The sequence below is a fragment of the Streptococcus sp. genome (assembly GCF_030528045.1).
GTDB lineage: Bacteria > Bacillota > Bacilli > Lactobacillales > Streptococcaceae > Streptococcus.
The window spans coordinates 14252-33954 of sequence record NZ_JAUMZR010000018.1; the positions used below are offsets into that span (position 1 = coordinate 14252).

Genomic DNA, 19703 nt, shown 5'->3' on the forward strand with positions numbered 1-19703 from the left:
AACTAGGATGAAAGAGATTATTGAAAAACTAGCAAAATTTGAAAATTTATCAGGTGTGGAAATGACGGATGTCATCGAGCGTATCGTAACTGGGCGTGTAACCGAAGCGCAGATTGCTTCTCTTCTCTTGGCCCTTAAGATGAAGGGGGAAACACCTGAAGAACGCACAGCCATTGCACAAGTCATGAGAGGCCATGCCCAATACATTCCAACTGAGATACATGATGCAATGGACAACTGTGGTACAGGTGGGGACAAGTCTTTCAGCTTTAACATTTCCACAACTGCAGCCTTTGTCTTGGCTGGCGGCGGCATTCATATGGCCAAGCACGGTAACCGTTCGATTTCTTCTAAATCGGGTTCGGCAGATGTCCTTCAAGCATTGGGCATCAATCTTGACCTCAAACCAGCTGAACTAGGTAAGGTTTTCGATAAAACTGGAATCGTCTTTCTCTTTGCTAAAAATATGCACCCAGCTATGAAATACATCATGCCCGCTCGTTTGGAGTTGGGAATTCCAACGATTATGAACTTGACTGGTCCACTAATTCATCCAATGGCCTTGGAAACACAGTTGCTTGGCATTAGTCGTCCAGAACTGCTAGAAAGTACAGCTCAGGTATTGAAAAATATGGGTCGCAAACGTGCCGTTGTGATTGCTGGACCAGAAGGTCTTGATGAAGCTGGCTTGAACGGAACAACCAAGATTGCTCTTCTTGAAAATGGCGAAATCACCTTGTCAAGCTTCACTCCAGAGGATTTGGGGATGGAACGCTACGCTATTGAAGATATTCGTGGAGGCAATGCTCAGGAAAATGCAGAAATTTTGCTCAGCGTTCTGAAAAACGAACCAAGCCCATTCTTGGAAACGACAGTTTTAAATGCTGGTCTTGGTTTCTATGCCAATGGTAAGGTTGATAGTATCAAGGAAGGAGTTGCCTTGGCCCGTCAAGTAATTGCTAGTGGTAAAGCCCTAGAAAAACTCAGACTGTTACAGGAGTATCAAAAATGAGTCAGGAATTTTTAGCACGAATCTTAGAGCAGAAGGCGCGTGAGGTCGAGCAAATGGAGCTGGAGGAAATCCAGCCCTTGCGCCAGACTTATCGCTTGGCAGCATTTTTGAAGAATCATCAGGACCGTTTGCAGGTAATCGCTGAGGTCAAGAAGGCTAGCCCTAGTCTGGGAGATATCAATCTCGATGTGGATATTGTGCAACAGGCCCAGACTTATGAAGCGAATGGCGCAGTAATGATTTCGGTTTTGACAGATGAAGTTTTCTTTAAAGGGCATTTGGATTATCTGCGGGAGATTTCCAGTCAGGTGCAGATTCCGACGCTCAACAAGGACTTTATCATCGATGAAAAGCAAATCATCCGTGCTCGCAATGCCGGTGCGACAGTCATCTTGCTCATTGTGGCAGCCTTGTCAGAAGAACGCCTCAAAGAACTATACGACTATGCGACAGAGCTTGGTCTGGAAGTCTTGGTGGAGACTCACAATCTAGCTGAACTAGAGGTGGCCCACAGACTGGGTGCTGAGATTATTGGGGTTAACAACCGCAACTTGACCACCTTTGAAGTCGATTTGCAGACCAGTGTAGACTTGGCCCAGCACTTTGAGGAAGATCGCTATTACATTTCTGAATCTGCTATTTTCACAGGGCAGGATGCGGAACGAGTAGCACCATACTTTAACGGAATTTTGGTAGGAACAGCTCTCATGCAGGCAGAAGATGTAGCCCAGAGAATCAAGGAGTTGCAGATTGACAAAGGTTAAGATTTGTGGATTGTCGACCAAAGAAGCGGTGGAGATAGCCGTATCAGCAGGGGCAGACTATATTGGTTTTGTCTTTGCACCTAGTAAAAGACAGGTGATCTTGGAAAAGGCTACAGAGCTGGCAAAGATCATTCCTGCAGGTGTAAAAAAGGTTGGCGTATTTGTTTCACCAAGTCGGGCAGAACTGCTAGAAGCGATTGAAAAAGTTGGCTTGGACTTGGTTCAAGTTCATGGTCAGGTAGCAGATGATTTGTTTGAGGATTTGCCTTGTGCCAGCATTCAGGCTGTGCAGGTGGATGGAGAGGGGCATGTCCCCAATTCTCAGGCGGATTATCTCCTCTTTGATGCCCCTGTGGCTGGGAGTGGCCAGACCTTTGACTGGGGTCAACTGGATACGGCAGAACTAGCTCAGCCTTTCTTTATCGCAGGTGGGCTCAATGAGGATAATGTAGCAAAAGCAATTCAACACTTTACTCCCTATGCAGTAGATGTATCGAGCGGAGTGGAGACAGATGGACAAAAAGATCATGAAAAGATTAGAAGATTTATAGAGAGGGTAAAGCATGGCATATCAAGAACCAAATAAAGATGGATTTTACGGAAAATTCGGCGGACGTTTTGTCCCAGAAACATTGATGACAGCAGTTTTGGAGTTGGAAAAAGCTTATCGTGAAAGTCAGGCAGACCCAAGTTTCCAAGAGGAATTAAACCAACTTTTGCGCCAGTATGTAGGACGTGAAACTCCTCTTTACTATGCAAAAAACTTGACCCAGCATATCGGTGGCGCCAAGATCTATCTCAAACGGGAAGACCTCAACCATACAGGGGCCCACAAGATTAACAATGCCTTGGGACAGGTTCTTCTGGCTAAACGCATGGGCAAAAATAAAATTATTGCTGAAACTGGTGCTGGTCAGCACGGTGTGGCAACTGCAACAGCTGCAGCCCTCTTTAACATGGAATGTACCATCTATATGGGTGAGGAAGATGTCAAACGCCAAGCCCTTAATGTCTTCCGTATGGAGCTTTTGGGAGCCAAGGTTGAGGCAGTAACAGATGGTTCGCGCGTGCTCAAGGATGCGGTTAATGCAGCCCTTCGTTCATGGGTAGCGAATATCGATGATACCCACTATATTCTTGGTTCTGCCTTAGGACCTCATCCATTCCCAGAAATTGTTCGTGACTTCCAAAGTGTCATCGGTCGAGAGGCTAAACAACAGTACCGTGACTTGACAGGTCAAGATTTGCCAGATGCCCTAGTAGCCTGTGTTGGTGGTGGTTCTAATGCTATCGGTCTCTTTCATCCATTTGTAGAAGATAAGTCTGTAGCTATGTATGGGGCTGAAGCAGCAGGGCTTGGTGTGGATACAGAGCATCACGCAGCTACCTTGACCAAGGGTCGTCCGGGTGTCCTCCACGGTTCGCTTATGGATGTGCTCCAAGATGCACATGGACAAATCTTAGAAGCCTTTTCTATTTCAGCAGGTTTGGACTATCCTGGTATCGGTCCAGAACATTCTCACTACCACGATATCAAACGTGCCAGCTATGTTCCTGTGACAGATGAGGAAGCCTTGGAAGGATTCCAACTCTTGTCTCGTGTGGAAGGGATTATCCCAGCCTTTGAATCTAGCCATGCTATTGCCTTTGCGGTGAAATTGGCTAAAGAACTTGGCCTAGACAAGTCAATGATTGTCTGCCTATCTGGACGTGGGGACAAGGATGTAGTTCAAGTCAAAGACCGCTTGGAAGCAGATGCAGCAAAGAAGGGAGAAGCCCATGCCTAAGACACTAACAGAAAAATTGAACGCTATCAAAGCAGCTGGAAAAGGAATTTTTATTCCCTATATCATGGCTGGAGACCATGAGAAAGGTTTGGAGGGCCTCACTGAAACAATCCACTTTTTAGAAGATTTGGGTGTTTCAGCTATTGAAGTGGGTATTCCCTTTTCAGACCCTGTTGCAGATGGACCTGTGATCGAAGAAGCAGGTTTGCGCAGTCTAGCCCATGGGACTTCAACCCAGGCTTTGGTTGAAACCTTGAAAACCATTCAGACTGAGGTGCCACTGGTCATCATGACCTACTTCAACCCCCTTTTTCAGTACGGTGTGGACAAATTTGTCAATGATCTGGCAGATACAGCAGTTAAGGGCTTGATTATCCCAGACATGCCTCATGAGCATGCCAACTTTGTAGAACCATTTTTGGCAGATACAGACATTGCCTTGATTCCCCTAGTTAGTTTGACAACAGGACTTGAGCGTCAAAAAGAGTTGATTGCAGGGGCAGAAGGCTTCGTCTATGCCGTTGCCATCAATGGGGTGACAGGGAAATCAGGAAATTACCGTGCAGACTTGGACAAGCACTTGGCACAATTGCATCAAGTAGCTGACATCCCAGTCTTGACAGGTTTTGGTGTGTCTAGTCAAGAAGACGTAGAACGCTTTAATGCGGTGTCAGATGGCGTTATTGTCGGTTCGAAAATTGTAAAAGCTCTCCACCAAGGAGAGCCGATTGAGGACTTTATCAAACAAGCAGTAGCTTACCAAAAATAATCAAACAAACAGCAAGTAAGAGGAAAGGCACAAAAGGAAGTCTTTCCTTTTTCTTTTGCAAGAGAAAGGCTAGGATTCTCGTCGCAGTAAGCTACGAAAGTACTTTGACAAGTTATTGAAATCAGTTTAGAAGATTTAAAATGTGTAGAAAAGCCCTCCTAGAGGGCAGAAACTTGTTAATTTTATTTGATAAGTATGAAAATAATAAAAAGGGCATAAGTTTTTTATTGTATTTCATCCATATCAATGATTAAATCATCTCCAAGATTGATTCCGTTAGGTGTAAAAATACTTAGCGCATGATTTGCAATGACTTGTGTTGAAACACTATCAACTCCAGCCCCAATGAGAGCACCTGCAACAGGAATCATTTTCCCTAAATTTACTACTCCCTTTTCTCCAAATTTTGTAACTAATCTGAATCCAACTGCGCGATTAATTTTAGTGAGAACTTCTCTAGGTAGTTTTTTAACATACCATGTATTAATTTCTCAGCAACTACAATTCCAGCTTTCTTGGCAATATCAGCTACAGTAGTTCCTGTAAGTGCCGCATATACAAAGGTCTGAACCTGATCACTTTTTAGGTCATACCCACGCATATAGGCAATAGTTGCAATCATCCTCATTTGAACGAGAATAACAGATGTAATATTTGCAGGAATAGTTACTGGTAGCGTCAAAAAACCTCCGAAACCAGTGACAAAGCCAGAGAGAGCGCGGCCTTACTGGTTTGAAAAGTAATCATTTTAGAAATGGCAGTATCAACATCATCATATTTAAGATAGTCATCTGCTAATTCTTGAATAGTTTTCTGTCCAGGAATTCCATTAATAGTTGTATCGTATGCCCAATCTAGGACTTGCATCATAGAATTTTCATCAATTTTTGGAACATCTAGTTTTGGTAATTCAAAATTAATGTTTGGTAATTCGAATTTCATAATAATTCTCCTTGTTCTGGATATAATTAGTATACACTATTGTGATTTGATTTACAATATTAATTTACACCAAATAATCACACAAGCAGCAAGTAAGAGGAAAGGCACAAAAGGAAGTCTTTCCTTTTTCTTTTGCGAAAGAAAGGCTAAAATCCCTGCCGCCGAAGCAAACTGGATCAAGATGAGCAACTCTGTCACACTAAAGATGAGAGCACAAGAAGCCAGAAAGAGAAAATCCCCTGCGCCCATGCGGATATCGATAAAATGAGCCAAAATTCCAAGGATAAGGAAGAAAATCATAACCAGATTCCAGCCACAGAAAGCCATGAGGATTAGGTGAAACGTCAGCCAGACCAGTAAGGGATATTCCTGATGGAGAAGGTCGTAGATGCCTAAGGTCAAGCCAGCAGTGATTAGGATGACTTGCCCCAAGGAAAGCCAGCCCAAAGACCAAGCTAGAAAGAGGAGTCCTAAGCCGAGTTCAAAAAGGGCATACCAGACAGGATAACGAATCTTGCAGTAGCGACAGCGAAAGCGATTAACCACCTGCGAAAGGATAGGAATCAAATCTGAGGGACGCAAGCGAGTCTGACAGGAATCGCAGTGACTAGCTGGTTGAATAATGGATTGCTCAGGAAAACGGTCAATGACCAAACCCAAGAAAGAAGCGAGAATGCTCCCGACAAGAAAAAAATAAAGATCAATCATACTTATCTATTCGTAAAAAATAGGAGAAGTAGTATAATAAAGAAACATTGATAAGATGGTGAGGTCAAGATGACAATTCGTTTTGAAGAAAATGTGAGCATAGAAAACGCTCAGCTCTTATGCCAATGGTCTAACTCCCTTGGCAAATCCTTTCAAGAACAATGGATGGGAACAATGATTCCTTTTCCCTTAACAATTCAAATCTTGCAAGATTTGGAAGGAATCTTTTCAATCTTTGATGAACAAGAGTTTGTGGGGCTTATCCAGAAAATCAGGCTAGAAGACAGGAATCTTCATATCGGGAGATTTTTTATCAACCCTCAGAAGCAGGGGCAAGGCTTAGGTAGACAGGCTTTAAGGAAATTTGTTAGTTTGGCCTTTGAAAATGAAGACATAGATACTATTTCTCTAAATGTCTACGAGGCAAATCAAACAGCTTACAAGCTTTACCAAAAAGAAGGATTTGAAATCGTTCGAATGGTTGAAGTACCTATACGAAAATATATCATGAAAAAGGGCAGGTAATAGTCACGTGGTGCTAGAGTCCCAAGGATTTTCAAGAATAAAGAAGTTATCTTTCAAAGTTAGAAACAAGACTTCTATGATTTATAAGATAGAGGAGATAAACATGTCGAGATGTAGAAAAATACGAATCTTGCTCGCTTCTGTACTTGCCTTAGTTGTTGGTATCACTCTTTATTCTCAGTATCAAAGCCACCAAGAACGCTTCCAATTAAAGACCTCCTTTGAAGAACAGAGCAATATAGCTGTCTTACAACATTTAATGGATTCAGGAAAATATGCGTCTGACATTCGTAAAGCAGGCTATGTCGTTCCTCCCGACGGTGCCATTCGCTTGGATGGAGGAATTGACTCCATAGGGATAAAAGGAGACATCGATTTGAAAATGTTGAATCCTGGTAGGGATGAAGTCTCTGTTTTATTTGAAACAATGGTAAATGAGGAAAAAATAGATGCCTACTATATTTTAGATCATCAATTAACCCTAAAACGTAGTTACTATTCTCATATTAGTAATCAAAATAAGGAAAGTGTGACGATATCTCAAGCCGAAGAAGAACGTCTATTAAAGGTTGTTCAAAAAGAGTTGAAAGCTTTTCTAGATAAGATGTATCAGACTTTGTATGGTTGATGTTGCTAGTGAGAAATGGAAGCGAGACTCTGTTCAGAATGTCAACGAAGATGAGAAAGGAGGGATAAAATGTTTACAGAATTGCTCTTTATTGTCTCTTTTGTGTTACTTTTACGTTTGTTTAAAAGTAGGCGCTCACGAATGATTATAGGAGTCTTGTATAGTTTGCTGCTAGTTTAGTTTGTCTTTTCAGTTTTGAACTATGGCAAATACACTCTTCAACCAAGTCAATCCGTCAACTTAAGAGTAAATCCCAGAACACAAGATTTGGAATACTATCCAATCTTTATCTTGAAGAAAAACGATTCAAGCAGAATTAAATTAACTGGCTCTGGTGTTTGGAGTGAGAGAAACAGCGATGTTTACTATGAAGTAGAGGGACAAAAAATTATAAAAAGCCATGGTTTGGACGAGGAGGATGAAGAACTTCCAAACAAGCAAGCAGATATTTATTTAGAAAAAGATGGAGTTGTTGTGAGTTACCAAGGTGAAAAAGTGTTTGATGCCACCAATAACAAGCCCTACACGATAACCATTACCAATGTAGACAAGCAACCAGCCCAATTTGAGGCTCAGGTGGTGGATAAATAAGCCAGTCTAGTAGTGTGCAAGCTTTTAAATTTTCTTTCTTTAAAAGGGAGATATTATTTTAAGTAAGCAAAAAAGCCCTGAAACCAGAGCCTTTCCTATTAAGAATCTCTTTTAACGAAAAATGGGAAGCGTGTTTAGAATCCGATCTACAAAAAAAGAGGACATTTACGGTCCTCTTTTTGACTACTATAATGAAAAGGTCAATTAACGTTTAGCCTTATTTTTCATCTTTGTGAAGCATGTTTTTCACACCTTCAATAGCGCCTTCGACAGCGTCTTTAGCATCTTCAGCAACTTCTTTTGCTTTAGAAACAACTTTTTCAGCTGTTCCTTCTTTTTCCATTTTTTCATCGCCGATCATTTTGCCGACACCTTCTTTAATGGAACCTTTTGCTTGATTTAATTTTTCTTCTGTTGACATGATTCTGCCTCCTTTAAATTGATTGATTTTGATTAGATGAATTAGTGTACGCGAGCATTTTCTTTTGTTTCGCCTTTAACGGCTTCAACACCTTCGCCTACTTTTTCTTGAACAGCAGCAACACCTGAACCGATACCAGATTTCACTTTTTCAAATTGTTCTGAAGCAAATTCTCCTGTTGAAGAAGCCACGTCCGTTACTCGGTCTTGGAGACTTACTGAATCTGCTTCATGCTGTTCCTTCGTTTTGATATCAACAACATTCACATTGACTTCAACTACTTCTAGATTAGTCATTTTTGTAACTTGTGATACGACAACATCTTTGATTTCTTTGTACAAAGCAGGGACATTCTTTTGGTATTCAACAACAATGTTCAAGTCAACTGCAACTTGTTCTTTCCCAACTTCAACATTGACACCATGAGTGACATTATCAGTATTGATGATTTTTTCTGTTAGATTAGAGAAGAATCCTCCATCAACATCCAAAAGTCCAGGTACTTTTTCAAGTGACAGACCAATGATTTTTTGGATTACTTTATCCTCATAAGTGAGTTCCCCTTTAACATCTTGAGAAACAACAGCAACATCTTTTTTTTCTACATTTTTATCTACGTTTGACATACGAGACTCCTTTATTTATTTAAATATTTTTCCTTAACATAGTATCCAGCAAATGCTCCTAGGGCTCCACAAATTAGTACAAATAGTGTTTTGAAAAAGCCAAAGGATAAGATAAAGCAAGCGAGAATGACACCTACTAGACCTGCAATAATTGGATACTGATATTTTTTAAACCATTCCATTTTTTACTTCCTTACTTTACACGACTAACAGTCTTTTTGGTCGTTTTTGGAGGTTCAAATTCTTTCACTTTAACTTCAAGTTTTACCTCACGTTCAATACCAAAGAACTGCTTTAATCCATGAGTTATTTCATTCTGAATGACAAGGCATCGATTTGAGATGTTGTCTGAATGAAGAATTTTGCCCTCAACATAAACGAAACATTTATTTTTGCGGCTATTTACATGGACTGTTGGTTCTTTGATCAACTGATGATTAATGACCAAGCATCGAACAAAGCCTTCGATAGCTGAATTTTTTAGTTTTAATGTATCTTCTTGAGTCTCTAATTGAATCTCTAAATACTGTTTAGGATAGAAGAGTATTACTAGCATTGAAATTAACACTAAAACAGATAGGACAAGTGTCCCCCAAAAGACATATCTAGCAATCAGAAATTCAGCGTAGAAATCTCTCCAACTGAATAAGTGGATATCTAAATCACTGACCTGATGATAATCTATGAGAATAGGAAGGAAAATAGCCAAGATTAAAATACAGAAAATAAGTAACAATATTTTCTTTGATTTTGACATATTAAATCCTTTCAAATGAAAAGCTTTAAACCATAATTTTACCCGTCTACAGTATTCAAAATTATGGCTTATCACTTTTAATGTTCTATTAGGTAATGCTTATTTTTTACCAAATAGAAATGAAACGACTGCAACAACAATCACTGCACCTACGATTGACGGAATAATAGCCATTCCAGCCAATGAAGGTCCCCAGCTTCCTAGAAGTGATTGCCCTACAGATGAACCGATAAGACCTGCAAAGATATTTGCAATCAATCCCATTGACCCCCCTTTTTTAGTGATTGCACCTGCGATGAGACCAATAAGACCTCCTACAATAATGGACCACAACATAGTGTCTCCTCCTTTTCTATTTCTAAATCAAAGAATCAACATCTTTGATTGAACTAATTATATACTATCTCAACTTGGAAACATAATAGTTCGTCTTAAAAACCGTACTGTAAATATGTACTATATATACAGATAAATAAGAAAAACATGATTCTACTGAGTTTCTAGATGATTAAGCGAGTCTTTTCATAGCAAGCCAAAGTCGTTGCAAGAGAATAAATACACTCTATATGCTATAATTGAATGAAGATTGAAAGATAATCATTTAGTTTATTCTTGTAAAGAAAGAGATAAAAGTTATACATGAGAGATTTATTATCGAAAAAAAGTCACAGACAATTAGAATTATTAGAATTACTATTTGAAAACAAACTCTATTTTCATATTTCAGAACTAGCAGAATTATTGCACTGTACAGAACGTTCTGTAAAAGATGACTTGTCCCATGTCAAATCTTCTTTTCCTGACTTGATATTTCATTCCTCAACAGATGGCATCCGTATCATTAATACCGATGATAGTGATATTGAGATGGTCTATCATCATTTTTTTAAGCATTCAACCCACTTTTCAATTTTAGAATTTGTCTTCCTTAATGAAGGGTGTGATGCTGGTAGTATTTGCAAAGAGTTTTATATCAGTTCTTCCTCTCTTTACCGTATCATCAATCATATTAATAAAATTATTAAGAAACAATATCGTTTTGAAATTAGCCTTAATCCTGTTCGAATCACTGGAAATGAGATCGATATCCGTTACTTTTTTGCTCAGTATTTTTCAGAGAAATATTATTTCCTTGAATGGCCATTTGAAGATTTTTCAATAGAACCTTTGTGTAAACTATTGGCACTTGTCTATAAGGAAACTGCATTTCCTGTCAATTTCGCCACTCAACGAATGTTACAATTGATCCTTGTTACGAATTTATACCGAATAAAGTTTGATCATTTCTTGGAAGTTGAAAAAAATTCTTTTAACAATCAATTGTTGGAATCTTTCATGCAGGCAGAAGGAATCGAAGACATTGTCGCAAGCTTTGATTCTGAATATCATATCTCTTTGAATAAAGAAGTGATAGGTCAACTGTTTGTATCCTATTTTCAAAAAATGTTTTTCATAGATGAAGAAGTTTTTTTGAACTATACAAAAACAAACAGCTATGTAAAAAAATCGTATCAGTTATTGGGAGATTTAGTGGATCAGGTATCAAGAGAGTATAATCTTCAAGTAGAGAATAGGGACAATCTGATTTGGCATCTGCATAATACGGCACATCTGCATCGCCAAGAATTATCGACAGAGTTTATCCTATTTGATCAAAAAGGCAATACAATCAAGAACTTTCAAAATATTTTTCCTCGATTTGTTTCAGAGGTGAAGGAAGGAATTGAACATTATCTAAAGACTTTGGATATGGATCGTAATTCAATGAAGGTCAATCATTTGACCTATACTTTTATCACCCATAGCAAACACTTGGTGCTAAATCTTTTACAAAATCAACCTAAATTAAAGGTTTTGGTCATGAGTAATTTTGATCAGTATCATGCAAAATCAGTAGCTGAGACACTTTCTTACTATTGCAGTAACAATTTTGAACTGGAAGTTTGGAGTGAATTAGAGTTATCACTTGATTCTCTAAAAAAATCACCTTACGACATCATTATTTCTAATTTTATTATTCCTCCCATTGAAAATAAGAGACTGATCTATTCCAATAATGTCAATACAGTCACTCTCATCTCTTTGCTTAACGCAATGATGTTTATTCGACTAGACGAGTAACTAAGAATAACAAAAAATGCTACATAGCGTTTTTTGTTTTATAAGAAAAGAATTTCCTCTATACTAGACTCAGAATATCCTAAGAACTTAAACAAAAAAGCCCTGAAACCAAGGCTTTTCCTGTTGTATCTAGATGCCCCCTGCAGGGCTCGAACCTGCGACCCATAGATTAAGAGTCTACTGCTCTACCAACTGAGCTAAGGAGGCAAAGAAAAAGCTGTATTGGTGCCGAAACTTCACGGTTTGTATTGAACCCGCGCAATTAAGCAGGTGGGCAACTCGCTCTAACTGAAGCTGTTTCCGTGTGAGACGGCCTACATGCTGTTAGAAGACTTTTGTTTCCCTAATAATACAAAAAATAGTCGGTCAACACTTAAGTGTGAAGTCGTACACCACAGCGTTTCTATGTTTATATGATACCACTTTTTCAAAAAAAATCAAGAGGAAAATGCAATTATTTGAAAAGGATTTCACAAGTCCCGTAATTTATCAATGGTTTCCTTGCGTTGCGCCAAAGCCCGTTCGTACTTGCCAGTATCCTCCGGAGTGAAGTAGTGCTGGTCTTTGATTTTTTCTGGCAGATAGTCTTGCTTGACCCAGTTTCCAGGATAGTTGTGCGGATAGAGATAGTTTTGGGCGTTCCCAAGTTCCTTGCTTCCACTGTAGTGTCCATCGCGCAGGTGTCGAGGGATAGGCAAATGCCCTGATGTTTTGAGATCAGCAAGGGCCTTGTCCATAGCGACGTAGGCTGAGTTGGATTTTGGAGAGAGGGCCAAGTCAATCACGACATTGGCAATGAGAATGCGAGCTTCGGGGAATCCAATCTTTTGAGCAGCATCTAGAGCAGTTACAGTATGAATCTGGGCTTCAGGATTAGCCAAACCGATATCTTCATAAGCGATAACGGTCAAGCGTCTTGCGAGACTAGGCAAGTCCCCAGCCTCTATCAAGCGAGCAGCGTAGTGGAGACTGGCATCCACATCCGAGCCACGGATAGACTTTTGCAGGGCCGAAAGGACATCGTAGTGACCGTCCCCATCCTTATCCATGGTAATGTAACTCCTCTGCAGGCTATTTTCCATGATAACGAGCGTGATATGGCGGATACCTTTGTCATTTTCGGGAGTAGAGAGAACAGCCAAATCTAGTGAATTAAAGGCAGAACGCAGGTCTCCATTTGTAGAGGTCGCGATGAAATCCAGTGCATCCTCATCTAGCTCAACTGGGAAATCAAAACCACGCTCAGGGTCGGTTAGAGCAATTTGAATCGCCTCTTTAACATCTTGATTAGACAAGGGTTCTAACTCAAAAATCTGAACACGGCTACGAATGGCTGGAGTGACTGAAAAGAAAGGATTTTCAGTCGTAGCCCCAATCATGATGACCAGACCACTTTCCAAGAGGGGAAGTAGAAAGTCTTGCTTGGTTTTATCTAGTCGGTGAATCTCGTCCAGTAGTAGGACCAATCCACCGGAGAATTTAGCTTCTTCCGCGATTTCTTGGAGTCGCTTTTTACTATCCACTGTCGCATTGAAGGTTCGAAAGGCATACTTGGTGGTCCCAGCGATAGCTGAGGCGATACTGGTTTTGCCGATTCCGGGAGGTCCGTAGAGAATCATGGAGGACAGACGATTGGCTTCCACCATGCGACGGATAATTTTTCCAGGTCCGACCAGATGCTCCTGACCGATGACCTGGTCAATGGTTTTTGGGCGCATGCGAAGCGCGAGATTATCTGGCATAGCAGTCCTTTCTAACATGGATTTTCTGATGTATATGTGGTAAGATGGTAGTATCTATTTTAGCATATTTCCGAGCAATCGGGGCGATTAAAGAGTCGCATAGAAAGAGGACAAAATGGCAACATACGGATTTTTAGATGTTTTAGAGGAAGAGTTGGAGAAGAACTTTCCCTTTGACTATGAGATCAGCTGGGATAAGCGCAACCATGCAGTTGAAGTGAGTTTTTTACTAGAAGCGCAAAACGCTACAGGAGTTGAGATGGTGGATGAAGACGGAGAAGTTTCGTCAGACGATATCCTCTTTGAAGAAGCAGTCCTTTTCTACAATCCTGCCAAGTCAACCGTTAACGCAGAAGACTATCTGACTGTCATCCCTTATCTTCCTAAAAAAGGATTTTCTCGCGAGTTTTTAGCTTATTTTGCCCTTTTCCTCAAAGACACTGCCGAGGTTGGGCTGGATGCCCTTATGGACTTTTTGGAAGATCCAGAAGCAGAGGAATTCGTCATGGAATGGAACCAAGAAGTCTTTGAAGAAGGAAAAGTTGGCTTGGAAGAGGGAGAGTTTTATCCTTATCCGAGATACTAGAGACTAGGGGAGAAAGTAAAAGTATATGAAGAAAATAGGCTTGTCTTTTATTTCTGGTCTGTCCTTTGTTTTTTTGATGCTGGGATTTGTTTTTGGGACGATTGCCTTTAAAGAGTTAGATTTCTCGTTAGTCTTTGTTCCAGGCTTTTTCTCAGCATTTATCTGATATTTATCCTTCATGAGCTAGGTCATGCATTTTGCGGTTACCTGACAGGCTATCGCCTGGTGGCTTTTGGATTAGGAAATTTTCTTTTGACCAAAAAGTCAGGCAAGTTTCATCTGAGTCGAACAGCCGTTCTGAAAAATGTTGGTGCTCAGTATATTGGATTGAAAGAAGATGAAAGCGATCAAAGAATCATCCTGATGCTTGCAGGAGGTTTGATAGTTCATCTTGTCTTTATTTTTTTGGCGATATTGTATGGGATTTTGACAGCTAACTGGTATTTTGCAGCTACTTGGATTTGTCTAAATCTATCTTTTCTTCTCATCAATGCTAAGCCGGTTGGGATTACCGATGGATCGAAAATCTGGGAATTGCTACAACAGCCTGAAAATACGAAATACGCCTACTCGGTGTTGAGACATTCTGCCCAGACCTTGCTAGCTCCTCAAGAATATGATTTGAAAGACTTTATCATTCCTGTTGCTGAGGATGTGAGAGGGAGTTTTGCAGAAAGCATTCAGATTTTCCAGGGACTAGATTTCATATTCGATGGTCAGATAGAGACTGCCAAGAAACACTTTCAGTCTTTATTAGATAAAACAGACAATCTGATGTCTCAAACTCTTTCCAAATTATACCTTCTTCAAATTGCCTTGCTTGAAAGGGATCATGAGAAAGCAGAGGAATATGCAAGCAATCGAGGAGTCAAGTCCTTCTTATCTCTAAAAATGGCAGATACGCAGATAATGCAAGCCTGGTATCAATTTCTGGTAAAGGAAGATATTGATCAGACCAACAAGGCTATAAAAATTGCTATACAAAACATGGTGACCAGCCGTTTGGTGCGGGATGAGAAACGCTATTATGAAAACTGGTTAGCAGAGTTGGAGAAAGAATAGTCCGAAGGAGTCTGATATGGAAATAGAAATTTCAGATTTTACAGGTTGCAAAATTGCCCTCTTTTGTGAGGATAGGATTTTAACTATCTTGCGTGATGATAAGGCAAACATTCCGTGGCCCAATATGTGGGAATTGCCAGGTGGTGGCCGTGAGGGTGATGAAAGTCCTTTTGAGTGCGCGGCGCGTGAAGTTTACGAAGAACTAGGAATTCATCTGACTGAGGATTGCCTGCTTTGGAGTAAGGTGTACCCAAGTATGCTTTTTGAGGGGAAGGAATCCGTCTTTCTAGTTGGAAAATTGGATCAGGAACAGTTTGACAAGATTGTCTTTGGTGATGAAGGGCAGGGCTACAAACTGATGGGCATTGACGAGTTTCTTGGCTCAGATAGGGTTGTACCCCAGTTGCAGGATAGAGTGAGGGATTATTTGGAGAGAGACTATGATTAGACTTGAACGAGCAGGAGCAGAGAATTTAGAAACCGTAATTGCAATTCAAAGGGCTAGCTTTAAGGCTGTCTATGAGAAATATCAAGATGAGTATGATCCCTACCTAGAGGATTGTGAACGAATCAAGTGGAAATTGGTTGAGCGTCCCAACAGTTATTACTACTTTGTGAAAGAAAAGGATGAAAATATCGGATTTTTACGAGTTCAGACCAATGAGGAATTGACGGAAGCTTGGTTGGGAACGGCAGCGATTTTGCCCCAGTATCAAGGAAAAGGTTATGGTTCTAAAGGATTGGAATTGCTGGAAAAGGAATTTCCGACGATTAGACAGTGGGATTTGTGTACGGTATTACAGGATGCGGGCATGGTCGCTTTTTATGAGAAAAATGGTTACCGTCAAACTCATATCGAGCCTGAAAAAGAAGGCATGGATATGGTTTACATGAAAAAATTGATTGACAAATAGAAAGGATGGTTCGGTTACATTTCTAAACTGAACCAGCCCTAAACACTGTACCAGAAAGATAAACTTCTCTTAGACACTAGCGTCTTCAGAGAATTTCCTATTTTGGCTTTGTGTTTTACGGGCTTGGTATCTTAATTATGGAAACATGGCAAGAGTTAAAAGTTACAGTGAAGCGTGAGGGGGAGGAATTGGTTTCCAACCTCTTGATTGAGATAGGGGCGCAAGGTGTTGCGATCGAAGACAGCATGGACTATGCGGGGAATGTGGATCGTTTTGGTGAGATTTTCCCAGAAGTCGAGCAACAAGAAGAAATCGTGGTGACCGCATACTATCCAGATACGGTTGATGTGGCAGTGGTTGAGGCAGATTTGCAGGCTCATTTAGCAGAATTGACAGACTTTATGGATTTGGGAGAGGTCAAGATGGGCACGACTGACTTGGCTGAGGAAGACTGGGCAGACAACTGGAAGAAATATTATGAACCAGCTCGCATCACTCATGACTTGACCATTGTGCCGTCCTGGACAGACTATGAGGCAACTGCGGGAGAAAAGATTATCAAGCTGGATCCTGGTATGGCCTTTGGGACTGGAACGCATCCAACCACCAAGATGAGCCTTTTCGCCTTGGAGCAGGTTCTTCGTGGTGGCGAAACGGTGCTAGATGTGGGGACTGGTTCAGGTGTCCTTTCTATTGCCAGCTCGCTGCTTGGTTCCAAAGAAATCTTCGCCTATGACCTGGATGATGTGGCGGTTCGGGTGGCTCAGGAAAATATTGAGCTCAACCCAGGAATGGAAAATATCCATGTTGCTGCTGGAGATTTGCTCAAGGGTGTAGAGATTGAGGCAGATATCATCGTGGCTAATATCTTGGCGGATATTCTCATTCATCTGACAGAGGATGCTTATCGCTTGGTCAAGGATGAAGGCTACCTCATCATGAGTGGCATTATCAAGGACAAGTGGGACATGGTGCGCGAGTCGGCTGAGTCAGCTGGATTTTTCCTTGAGACCCACATGATTCAAGGGGAATGGAATGCCTGTGTCTTTAAGAAAACCAAGGATATTTCAGGTGTGATTGGAGGCTAGCATGCAGCAGTATTTTGTCAAAGGCAGTGCAATATCTCCTGTCACTATCGAGGACAAGGAAACCAGCAAGCATGTGTTTCAGGTCATGCGGCTGAAAGAAGATGATGAGGTGACCTTAGTCTTTGATGATGGTATCAAGCGCTTGGCGCGCGTGCTGGATGTAGAAGCTCGTCAGTTTGAGTTGGTTCAAGAGTTAGCTGACAATGTGGAACTGCCAGTCCAAGTAACCATCGCATCAGGATTTCCCAAGGGAGACAAGCTTGAGTTTATCACTCAAAAAGTGACGGAACTAGGTGCTAGCCAAATCTGGGCATTTCCAGCAGATTGGTCAGTTGCCAAGTGGGATGGTAAGAAGTTGGGCAAGAAAGCCGAAAAACTAGAAAAAATTGCCCTTGGAGCAGCCGAACAAAGCAAGCGTAATATCGTTCCAGGTATCCAGCTTTTTGAGAAGAAAGCAGATTTTCTAGCCCAACTAGACCAGTTTGACTCTATCGTAGTGGCCTATGAAGAATCAGCAAAAGAAGGAGAAACCGCTGCGCTCTTACAAGTAGTTGCTGGTCTTGAAAAGGGAGCCAAATTGCTCTTTATCTTTGGTCCAGAAGGTGGTCTCTCACCAGCAGAAATTGAAAGTTTTGAAGCTAAAGGAGCCGTCTTGGCAGGGCTTGGCCCTCGCATTCTAAGAGCAGAAACAGCCCCGCTTTATGCCTTATCAGCCCTTAGTGTTTTAGTAGAATTAGAGAAATAAGAGGAAGAAAATGGAACAAAAACACCGTTCAGAATTCCCAGAGAAGGAACTTTGGGACTTAACTGCCCTATACCAAGATCGTGAGGATTTCTTGCGAGCAATCGAAAAGACTCGCGAAGATATCAACCAATTTAGCCGTGATTACAAAGGCAATCTTCACACTTTTGAGGATTTTGAAAAGGCCTTTGCGGAATTGGAACAAATCTATATCCAGATGAGTCATATCGGCAATTACGCCTTTATGCCTCAGACGACAGACTATAGCAATGAAGAGTTTGCCAATATTGCCCAAGCTGGGATGGAATTTGAAACAGATGCCAGCGTAGCCTTGACCTTGTTTGATGACGCCTTGGTGGTTGCAGACGAGGAAGTCTTGGACCGTTTGGGTGAATTGCCACATTTGACGGCAGCCATTCGTCAGGCCAAAATCAAAAAAGCCCACTATCTAGGGGCGGATGTGGAGAAAGCTTTGACTAATCTGGGAGAAGTCTTCTACAGTCCACAGGACATTTATACTAAGATGCGAGCTGGGGACTTTGAAATGGCTGACTTTGAAGCCCATGGTAAGACCTACAAAAATAGCTTTGTGACCTATGAAAATTTCTACCAAAACCACGAGGACGCTGAGGTTCGTGAGAAATCTTTCCGCTCCTTCTCAGAAGGACTTCGTAAGCACCAGAATACAGCTGCGGCAGCCTACTTAGCTCAGGTCAAGTCTGATAAATTGTTGGCAGATATGAAGGGGTATGACTCAGTCTTTGATTATCTCCTAGCTGAGCAAGAAGTAGATCGTACCATGTTTGACCGTCAAATTAACCTCATCATGAAGGATTTTGCGCCAGTTGCTCAGAGATACCTCAAGCATGTTGCCAAGGTCAATGGTCTTGAAAAGATGACTTTTGCAGACTGGAAGCTAGACTTGGACAGTGCTCTCAATCCTGAAGTGACTATTGACGATGCCTATGATTTGGTCATGAAGTCAGTAGAACCTTTGGGACAAGAATATTGTCAGGAAGTTGCGCGCTATCAAGAAGAACGCTGGGTGGACTTCGCTGCTAATAGTGGCAAGGATTCTGGTGGGTATGCGGCGGATCCGTATCGCGTGCACCCTTATGTCCTCATGAGCTGGACAGGCCGTTTGAGCGATGTCTATACCTTGATTCATGAAATCGGACATTCTGGTCAATTTATCTTTTCAGATAATCACCAAAGTTACTTTAATGCCCACATGTCTACTTACTATGTCGAAGCGCCATCAACCTTTAATGAGTTGCTCCTCAGTGATTACTTGGAGCACCAGTCTGATGATCCGCGTCAAAAACGCTTTGCCCTTGCTCACCGTTTGACAGACACCTACTTCCATAACTTTATTACCCACCTCTTAGAAGCGGCCTTCCAGCGTAAGGTGTATACATTGATTGAAGAAGGGGAGACTTTTGGTGCAAGCAAGCTCAACAGCATTATGAAGGAAGTCTTGACAGATTTCTGGGGAGATGCCATTGAGATTGATGACGATGCGGCTCTGACTTGGATGCGACAAGCTCACTATTACATGGGCTTGTATAGTTACACTTATTCTGCTGGTCTTGTCATCTCGACTGCTGGTTACCTCCATCTGAAACATTCAGAAACCGGAGCTGAAGACTGGCTCAATCTCCTCAAATCAGGTGGTAGTAAGACACCGCTTGAGTCAGCCATGATTATCGGAGCGGATATCTCAACAGATAAACCACTCCGTGATACCATCCAATTCTTGTCTGATACAGTTGACCAGATTATCGCCTACAGTGCGGAGTTGGGAGAGTAAAGGACGGATTTAAGACGGCTTATCGACAAGATGAATACACAAAAATCACCTGTTTTGTACTGACCCCAAAAAGTTAGACAAATAATTATTGAAAGGATTTAGTTCTGT

At 41.2% G+C, this 19703-nt stretch carries 22 protein-coding genes, 1 tRNA gene and 3 pseudogenes; 16 read left to right on the top strand and 10 right to left on the bottom strand.

What is annotated here, in order from left to right; all coding sequences use genetic code 11:
- Positions 1-7: 7 nt before the first annotated feature.
- The 5 genes from trpD to trpA are packed head-to-tail and all read left to right on the top strand — an operon-like array spanning position 8 to position 4332.
- Positions 8-1012: an anthranilate phosphoribosyltransferase gene (trpD, locus tag Q4A91_RS04855; protein ID WP_303209162.1), complete on the top strand. Its 1005-nt coding sequence runs from the start codon at positions 8-10 to the stop codon at positions 1010-1012.
- A complete protein-coding gene (trpC, locus tag Q4A91_RS04860) occupies positions 1009-1776 on the top strand; it encodes an indole-3-glycerol phosphate synthase TrpC (RefSeq protein WP_303209164.1) in 768 nt (255 codons plus the stop codon). Before trpD ends, trpC begins: the two co-directional genes overlap by 4 nt.
- Positions 1763-2362, top strand: a complete 600-nt coding sequence (locus tag Q4A91_RS04865; RefSeq protein WP_303209165.1) for a phosphoribosylanthranilate isomerase — start codon at positions 1763-1765, stop codon at positions 2360-2362. Before trpC ends, Q4A91_RS04865 begins: the two co-directional genes overlap by 14 nt.
- Positions 2340-3563 (top strand): tryptophan synthase subunit beta, encoded by a 1224-nt coding sequence (gene trpB, locus Q4A91_RS04870; RefSeq protein WP_303209166.1) that lies wholly within the window; start codon positions 2340-2342, stop codon positions 3561-3563. Before Q4A91_RS04865 ends, trpB begins: the two co-directional genes overlap by 23 nt.
- Positions 3556-4332 (top strand): tryptophan synthase subunit alpha, encoded by a 777-nt coding sequence (gene trpA / locus Q4A91_RS04875; RefSeq protein WP_303209167.1) that lies wholly within the window; start codon positions 3556-3558, stop codon positions 4330-4332. The genes trpB and trpA overlap by 8 nt, the downstream gene beginning before the upstream one ends.
- On the opposite strand, the pseudogene Q4A91_RS04880 reads toward trpA, so the two are convergent.
- The 3 genes and pseudogenes from Q4A91_RS04880 to Q4A91_RS04890 all read right to left on the bottom strand — a co-directional run.
- Positions 4304-4444: pseudogene (locus Q4A91_RS04880) on the bottom strand (prepilin peptidase); the annotation flags it as partial. The gene trpA and the pseudogene Q4A91_RS04880 overlap by 29 nt on opposite strands.
- Before the next feature lie 112 nt (positions 4445-4556).
- Positions 4557-5274: pseudogene (locus Q4A91_RS04885) on the bottom strand (EcsC family protein).
- A gap of 51 nt (positions 5275-5325) precedes the next feature.
- Positions 5326-5982: an A24 family peptidase gene (locus Q4A91_RS04890; protein ID WP_303209168.1), complete on the bottom strand. Its 657-nt coding sequence runs from the start codon at positions 5980-5982 to the stop codon at positions 5326-5328.
- A 69-nt stretch (positions 5983-6051) separates the two neighbouring features.
- Here Q4A91_RS04890 and Q4A91_RS04895 point away from each other — a divergent pair, with 69 nt between their 5' ends.
- The 3 genes from Q4A91_RS04895 (at position 6052) to Q4A91_RS04905 (ending at position 7726) form a co-directional block, all read left to right on the top strand.
- Entirely contained in the window at positions 6052-6507 is a 456-nt protein-coding gene (locus tag Q4A91_RS04895; RefSeq protein ID WP_303209169.1) for an N-acetyltransferase, read from the top strand.
- Positions 6508-6610: 103 nt separating this feature from the next.
- Positions 6611-7135 (top strand): thiol-disulfide isomerase, encoded by a 525-nt coding sequence (locus tag Q4A91_RS04900; RefSeq protein ID WP_303209171.1) that lies wholly within the window; start codon positions 6611-6613, stop codon positions 7133-7135.
- A 195-nt stretch (positions 7136-7330) separates the two neighbouring features.
- Positions 7331-7726, top strand: a complete 396-nt coding sequence (locus tag Q4A91_RS04905; protein WP_303209172.1) for a hypothetical protein — start codon at positions 7331-7333, stop codon at positions 7724-7726.
- Between the two features lie 217 nt (positions 7727-7943).
- On the opposite strand, the gene Q4A91_RS04910 is transcribed toward Q4A91_RS04905, so the two are convergent.
- From Q4A91_RS04910 to Q4A91_RS04930, 5 genes are all read right to left on the bottom strand, one after another.
- Entirely contained in the window at positions 7944-8147 is a 204-nt protein-coding gene (locus tag Q4A91_RS04910) for a CsbD family protein (RefSeq protein ID WP_049505619.1), read from the bottom strand.
- 41 nt (positions 8148-8188) lie between these two features.
- On the bottom strand, positions 8189-8773 hold the full coding sequence (locus tag Q4A91_RS04915; protein ID WP_303209173.1) for an Asp23/Gls24 family envelope stress response protein: 585 nt from the start codon (positions 8771-8773) through the stop codon (positions 8189-8191).
- Positions 8774-8784: 11 nt separating this feature from the next.
- Positions 8785-8955: a DUF2273 domain-containing protein gene (locus Q4A91_RS04920; RefSeq protein WP_000454669.1), complete on the bottom strand. Its 171-nt coding sequence runs from the start codon at positions 8953-8955 to the stop codon at positions 8785-8787.
- Between the two features lie 11 nt (positions 8956-8966).
- Positions 8967-9530, bottom strand: coding sequence for an alkaline shock response membrane anchor protein AmaP (gene amaP / locus Q4A91_RS04925; protein WP_303209174.1), 564 nt, complete (start codon positions 9528-9530; stop codon positions 8967-8969).
- Positions 9531-9629: 99 nt separating this feature from the next.
- The gene (locus Q4A91_RS04930) at positions 9630-9866 is read right to left on the bottom strand and encodes a GlsB/YeaQ/YmgE family stress response membrane protein (RefSeq protein WP_000964741.1); all 237 of its coding nucleotides are present in this window, start codon (positions 9864-9866) and stop codon (positions 9630-9632) included.
- A 303-nt stretch (positions 9867-10169) separates the two neighbouring features.
- Between Q4A91_RS04930 and Q4A91_RS04935 the strand changes: the two genes are divergently transcribed.
- Positions 10170-11651: a M protein trans-acting positive regulator PRD domain-containing protein gene (locus Q4A91_RS04935; RefSeq protein ID WP_303209175.1), complete on the top strand. Its 1482-nt coding sequence runs from the start codon at positions 10170-10172 to the stop codon at positions 11649-11651.
- 134 nt (positions 11652-11785) lie between these two features.
- On the opposite strand, the gene Q4A91_RS04940 is transcribed toward Q4A91_RS04935, so the two are convergent.
- Both Q4A91_RS04940 and Q4A91_RS04945 read right to left on the bottom strand, forming a co-directional pair.
- Positions 11786-11858 (bottom strand) — tRNA-Lys (locus tag Q4A91_RS04940).
- A gap of 263 nt (positions 11859-12121) precedes the next feature.
- Entirely contained in the window at positions 12122-13393 is a 1272-nt protein-coding gene (locus Q4A91_RS04945) for a replication-associated recombination protein A (protein ID WP_303209177.1), read from the bottom strand.
- Between the two features lie 115 nt (positions 13394-13508).
- Between Q4A91_RS04945 and Q4A91_RS04950 the strand changes: the two genes are divergently transcribed.
- From Q4A91_RS04950 to pepF, 7 genes and pseudogenes are all read left to right on the top strand, one after another.
- Complete coding sequence (locus Q4A91_RS04950; RefSeq protein WP_303209178.1) at positions 13509-13979, top strand: DUF3013 family protein; 471 nt, start codon at positions 13509-13511, stop codon at positions 13977-13979.
- A 25-nt stretch (positions 13980-14004) separates the two neighbouring features.
- A pseudogene (locus Q4A91_RS04955) lies at positions 14005-15041 on the top strand (site-2 protease family protein).
- Between the two features lie 16 nt (positions 15042-15057).
- On the top strand, positions 15058-15489 hold the full coding sequence (locus tag Q4A91_RS04960; RefSeq protein ID WP_303209179.1) for an NUDIX hydrolase: 432 nt from the start codon (positions 15058-15060) through the stop codon (positions 15487-15489).
- Positions 15482-15955, top strand: a complete 474-nt coding sequence (locus tag Q4A91_RS04965; protein ID WP_303209180.1) for a GNAT family N-acetyltransferase — start codon at positions 15482-15484, stop codon at positions 15953-15955. Before Q4A91_RS04960 ends, Q4A91_RS04965 begins: the two co-directional genes overlap by 8 nt.
- Before the next feature lie 137 nt (positions 15956-16092).
- Positions 16093-17043 (top strand): 50S ribosomal protein L11 methyltransferase, encoded by a 951-nt coding sequence (gene prmA / locus Q4A91_RS04970; protein ID WP_303209181.1) that lies wholly within the window; start codon positions 16093-16095, stop codon positions 17041-17043.
- A gap of 1 nt (position 17044) precedes the next feature.
- Positions 17045-17788: a 16S rRNA (uracil(1498)-N(3))-methyltransferase gene (locus Q4A91_RS04975; RefSeq protein WP_303209183.1), complete on the top strand. Its 744-nt coding sequence runs from the start codon at positions 17045-17047 to the stop codon at positions 17786-17788.
- A 10-nt stretch (positions 17789-17798) separates the two neighbouring features.
- Positions 17799-19595, top strand: coding sequence for an oligoendopeptidase F (gene pepF / locus Q4A91_RS04980; RefSeq protein ID WP_303209184.1), 1797 nt, complete (start codon positions 17799-17801; stop codon positions 19593-19595).
- Positions 19596-19703 lie beyond the last annotated feature (108 nt).

Coding starts and splice junctions, on each gene's coding strand:
- trpD (WP_303209162.1), top strand. CDS start 8: ATGAAAGAGATTATTGAAAAACTAGCAAAATTTGAAAATTTATCAGGT.
- trpC (WP_303209164.1), top strand. CDS start 1,009: ATGAGTCAGGAATTTTTAGCACGAATCTTAGAGCAGAAGGCGCGTGAG.
- trpB (WP_303209166.1), top strand. CDS start 2,340: ATGGCATATCAAGAACCAAATAAAGATGGATTTTACGGAAAATTCGGC.
- trpA (WP_303209167.1), top strand. CDS start 3,556: ATGCCTAAGACACTAACAGAAAAATTGAACGCTATCAAAGCAGCTGGA.
- Q4A91_RS04890 (WP_303209168.1), bottom strand. CDS start 5,982: ATGATTGATCTTTATTTTTTTCTTGTCGGGAGCATTCTCGCTTCTTTC.
- Q4A91_RS04895 (WP_303209169.1), top strand. CDS start 6,052: ATGACAATTCGTTTTGAAGAAAATGTGAGCATAGAAAACGCTCAGCTC.
- Q4A91_RS04900 (WP_303209171.1), top strand. CDS start 6,611: ATGTCGAGATGTAGAAAAATACGAATCTTGCTCGCTTCTGTACTTGCC.
- Q4A91_RS04910 (WP_049505619.1), bottom strand. CDS start 8,147: ATGTCAACAGAAGAAAAATTAAATCAAGCAAAAGGTTCCATTAAAGAA.
- Q4A91_RS04915 (WP_303209173.1), bottom strand. CDS start 8,773: ATGTCAAACGTAGATAAAAATGTAGAAAAAAAAGATGTTGCTGTTGTT.
- Q4A91_RS04920 (WP_000454669.1), bottom strand. CDS start 8,955: ATGGAATGGTTTAAAAAATATCAGTATCCAATTATTGCAGGTCTAGTA.
- amaP (WP_303209174.1), bottom strand. CDS start 9,530: ATGTCAAAATCAAAGAAAATATTGTTACTTATTTTCTGTATTTTAATC.
- Q4A91_RS04930 (WP_000964741.1), bottom strand. CDS start 9,866: ATGTTGTGGTCCATTATTGTAGGAGGTCTTATTGGTCTCATCGCAGGT.
- Q4A91_RS04935 (WP_303209175.1), top strand. CDS start 10,170: ATGAGAGATTTATTATCGAAAAAAAGTCACAGACAATTAGAATTATTA.
- Q4A91_RS04945 (WP_303209177.1), bottom strand. CDS start 13,393: ATGCCAGATAATCTCGCGCTTCGCATGCGCCCAAAAACCATTGACCAG.
- Q4A91_RS04950 (WP_303209178.1), top strand. CDS start 13,509: ATGGCAACATACGGATTTTTAGATGTTTTAGAGGAAGAGTTGGAGAAG.
- Q4A91_RS04960 (WP_303209179.1), top strand. CDS start 15,058: ATGGAAATAGAAATTTCAGATTTTACAGGTTGCAAAATTGCCCTCTTT.
- Q4A91_RS04965 (WP_303209180.1), top strand. CDS start 15,482: ATGATTAGACTTGAACGAGCAGGAGCAGAGAATTTAGAAACCGTAATT.
- prmA (WP_303209181.1), top strand. CDS start 16,093: ATGGAAACATGGCAAGAGTTAAAAGTTACAGTGAAGCGTGAGGGGGAG.
- Q4A91_RS04975 (WP_303209183.1), top strand. CDS start 17,045: ATGCAGCAGTATTTTGTCAAAGGCAGTGCAATATCTCCTGTCACTATC.
- pepF (WP_303209184.1), top strand. CDS start 17,799: ATGGAACAAAAACACCGTTCAGAATTCCCAGAGAAGGAACTTTGGGAC.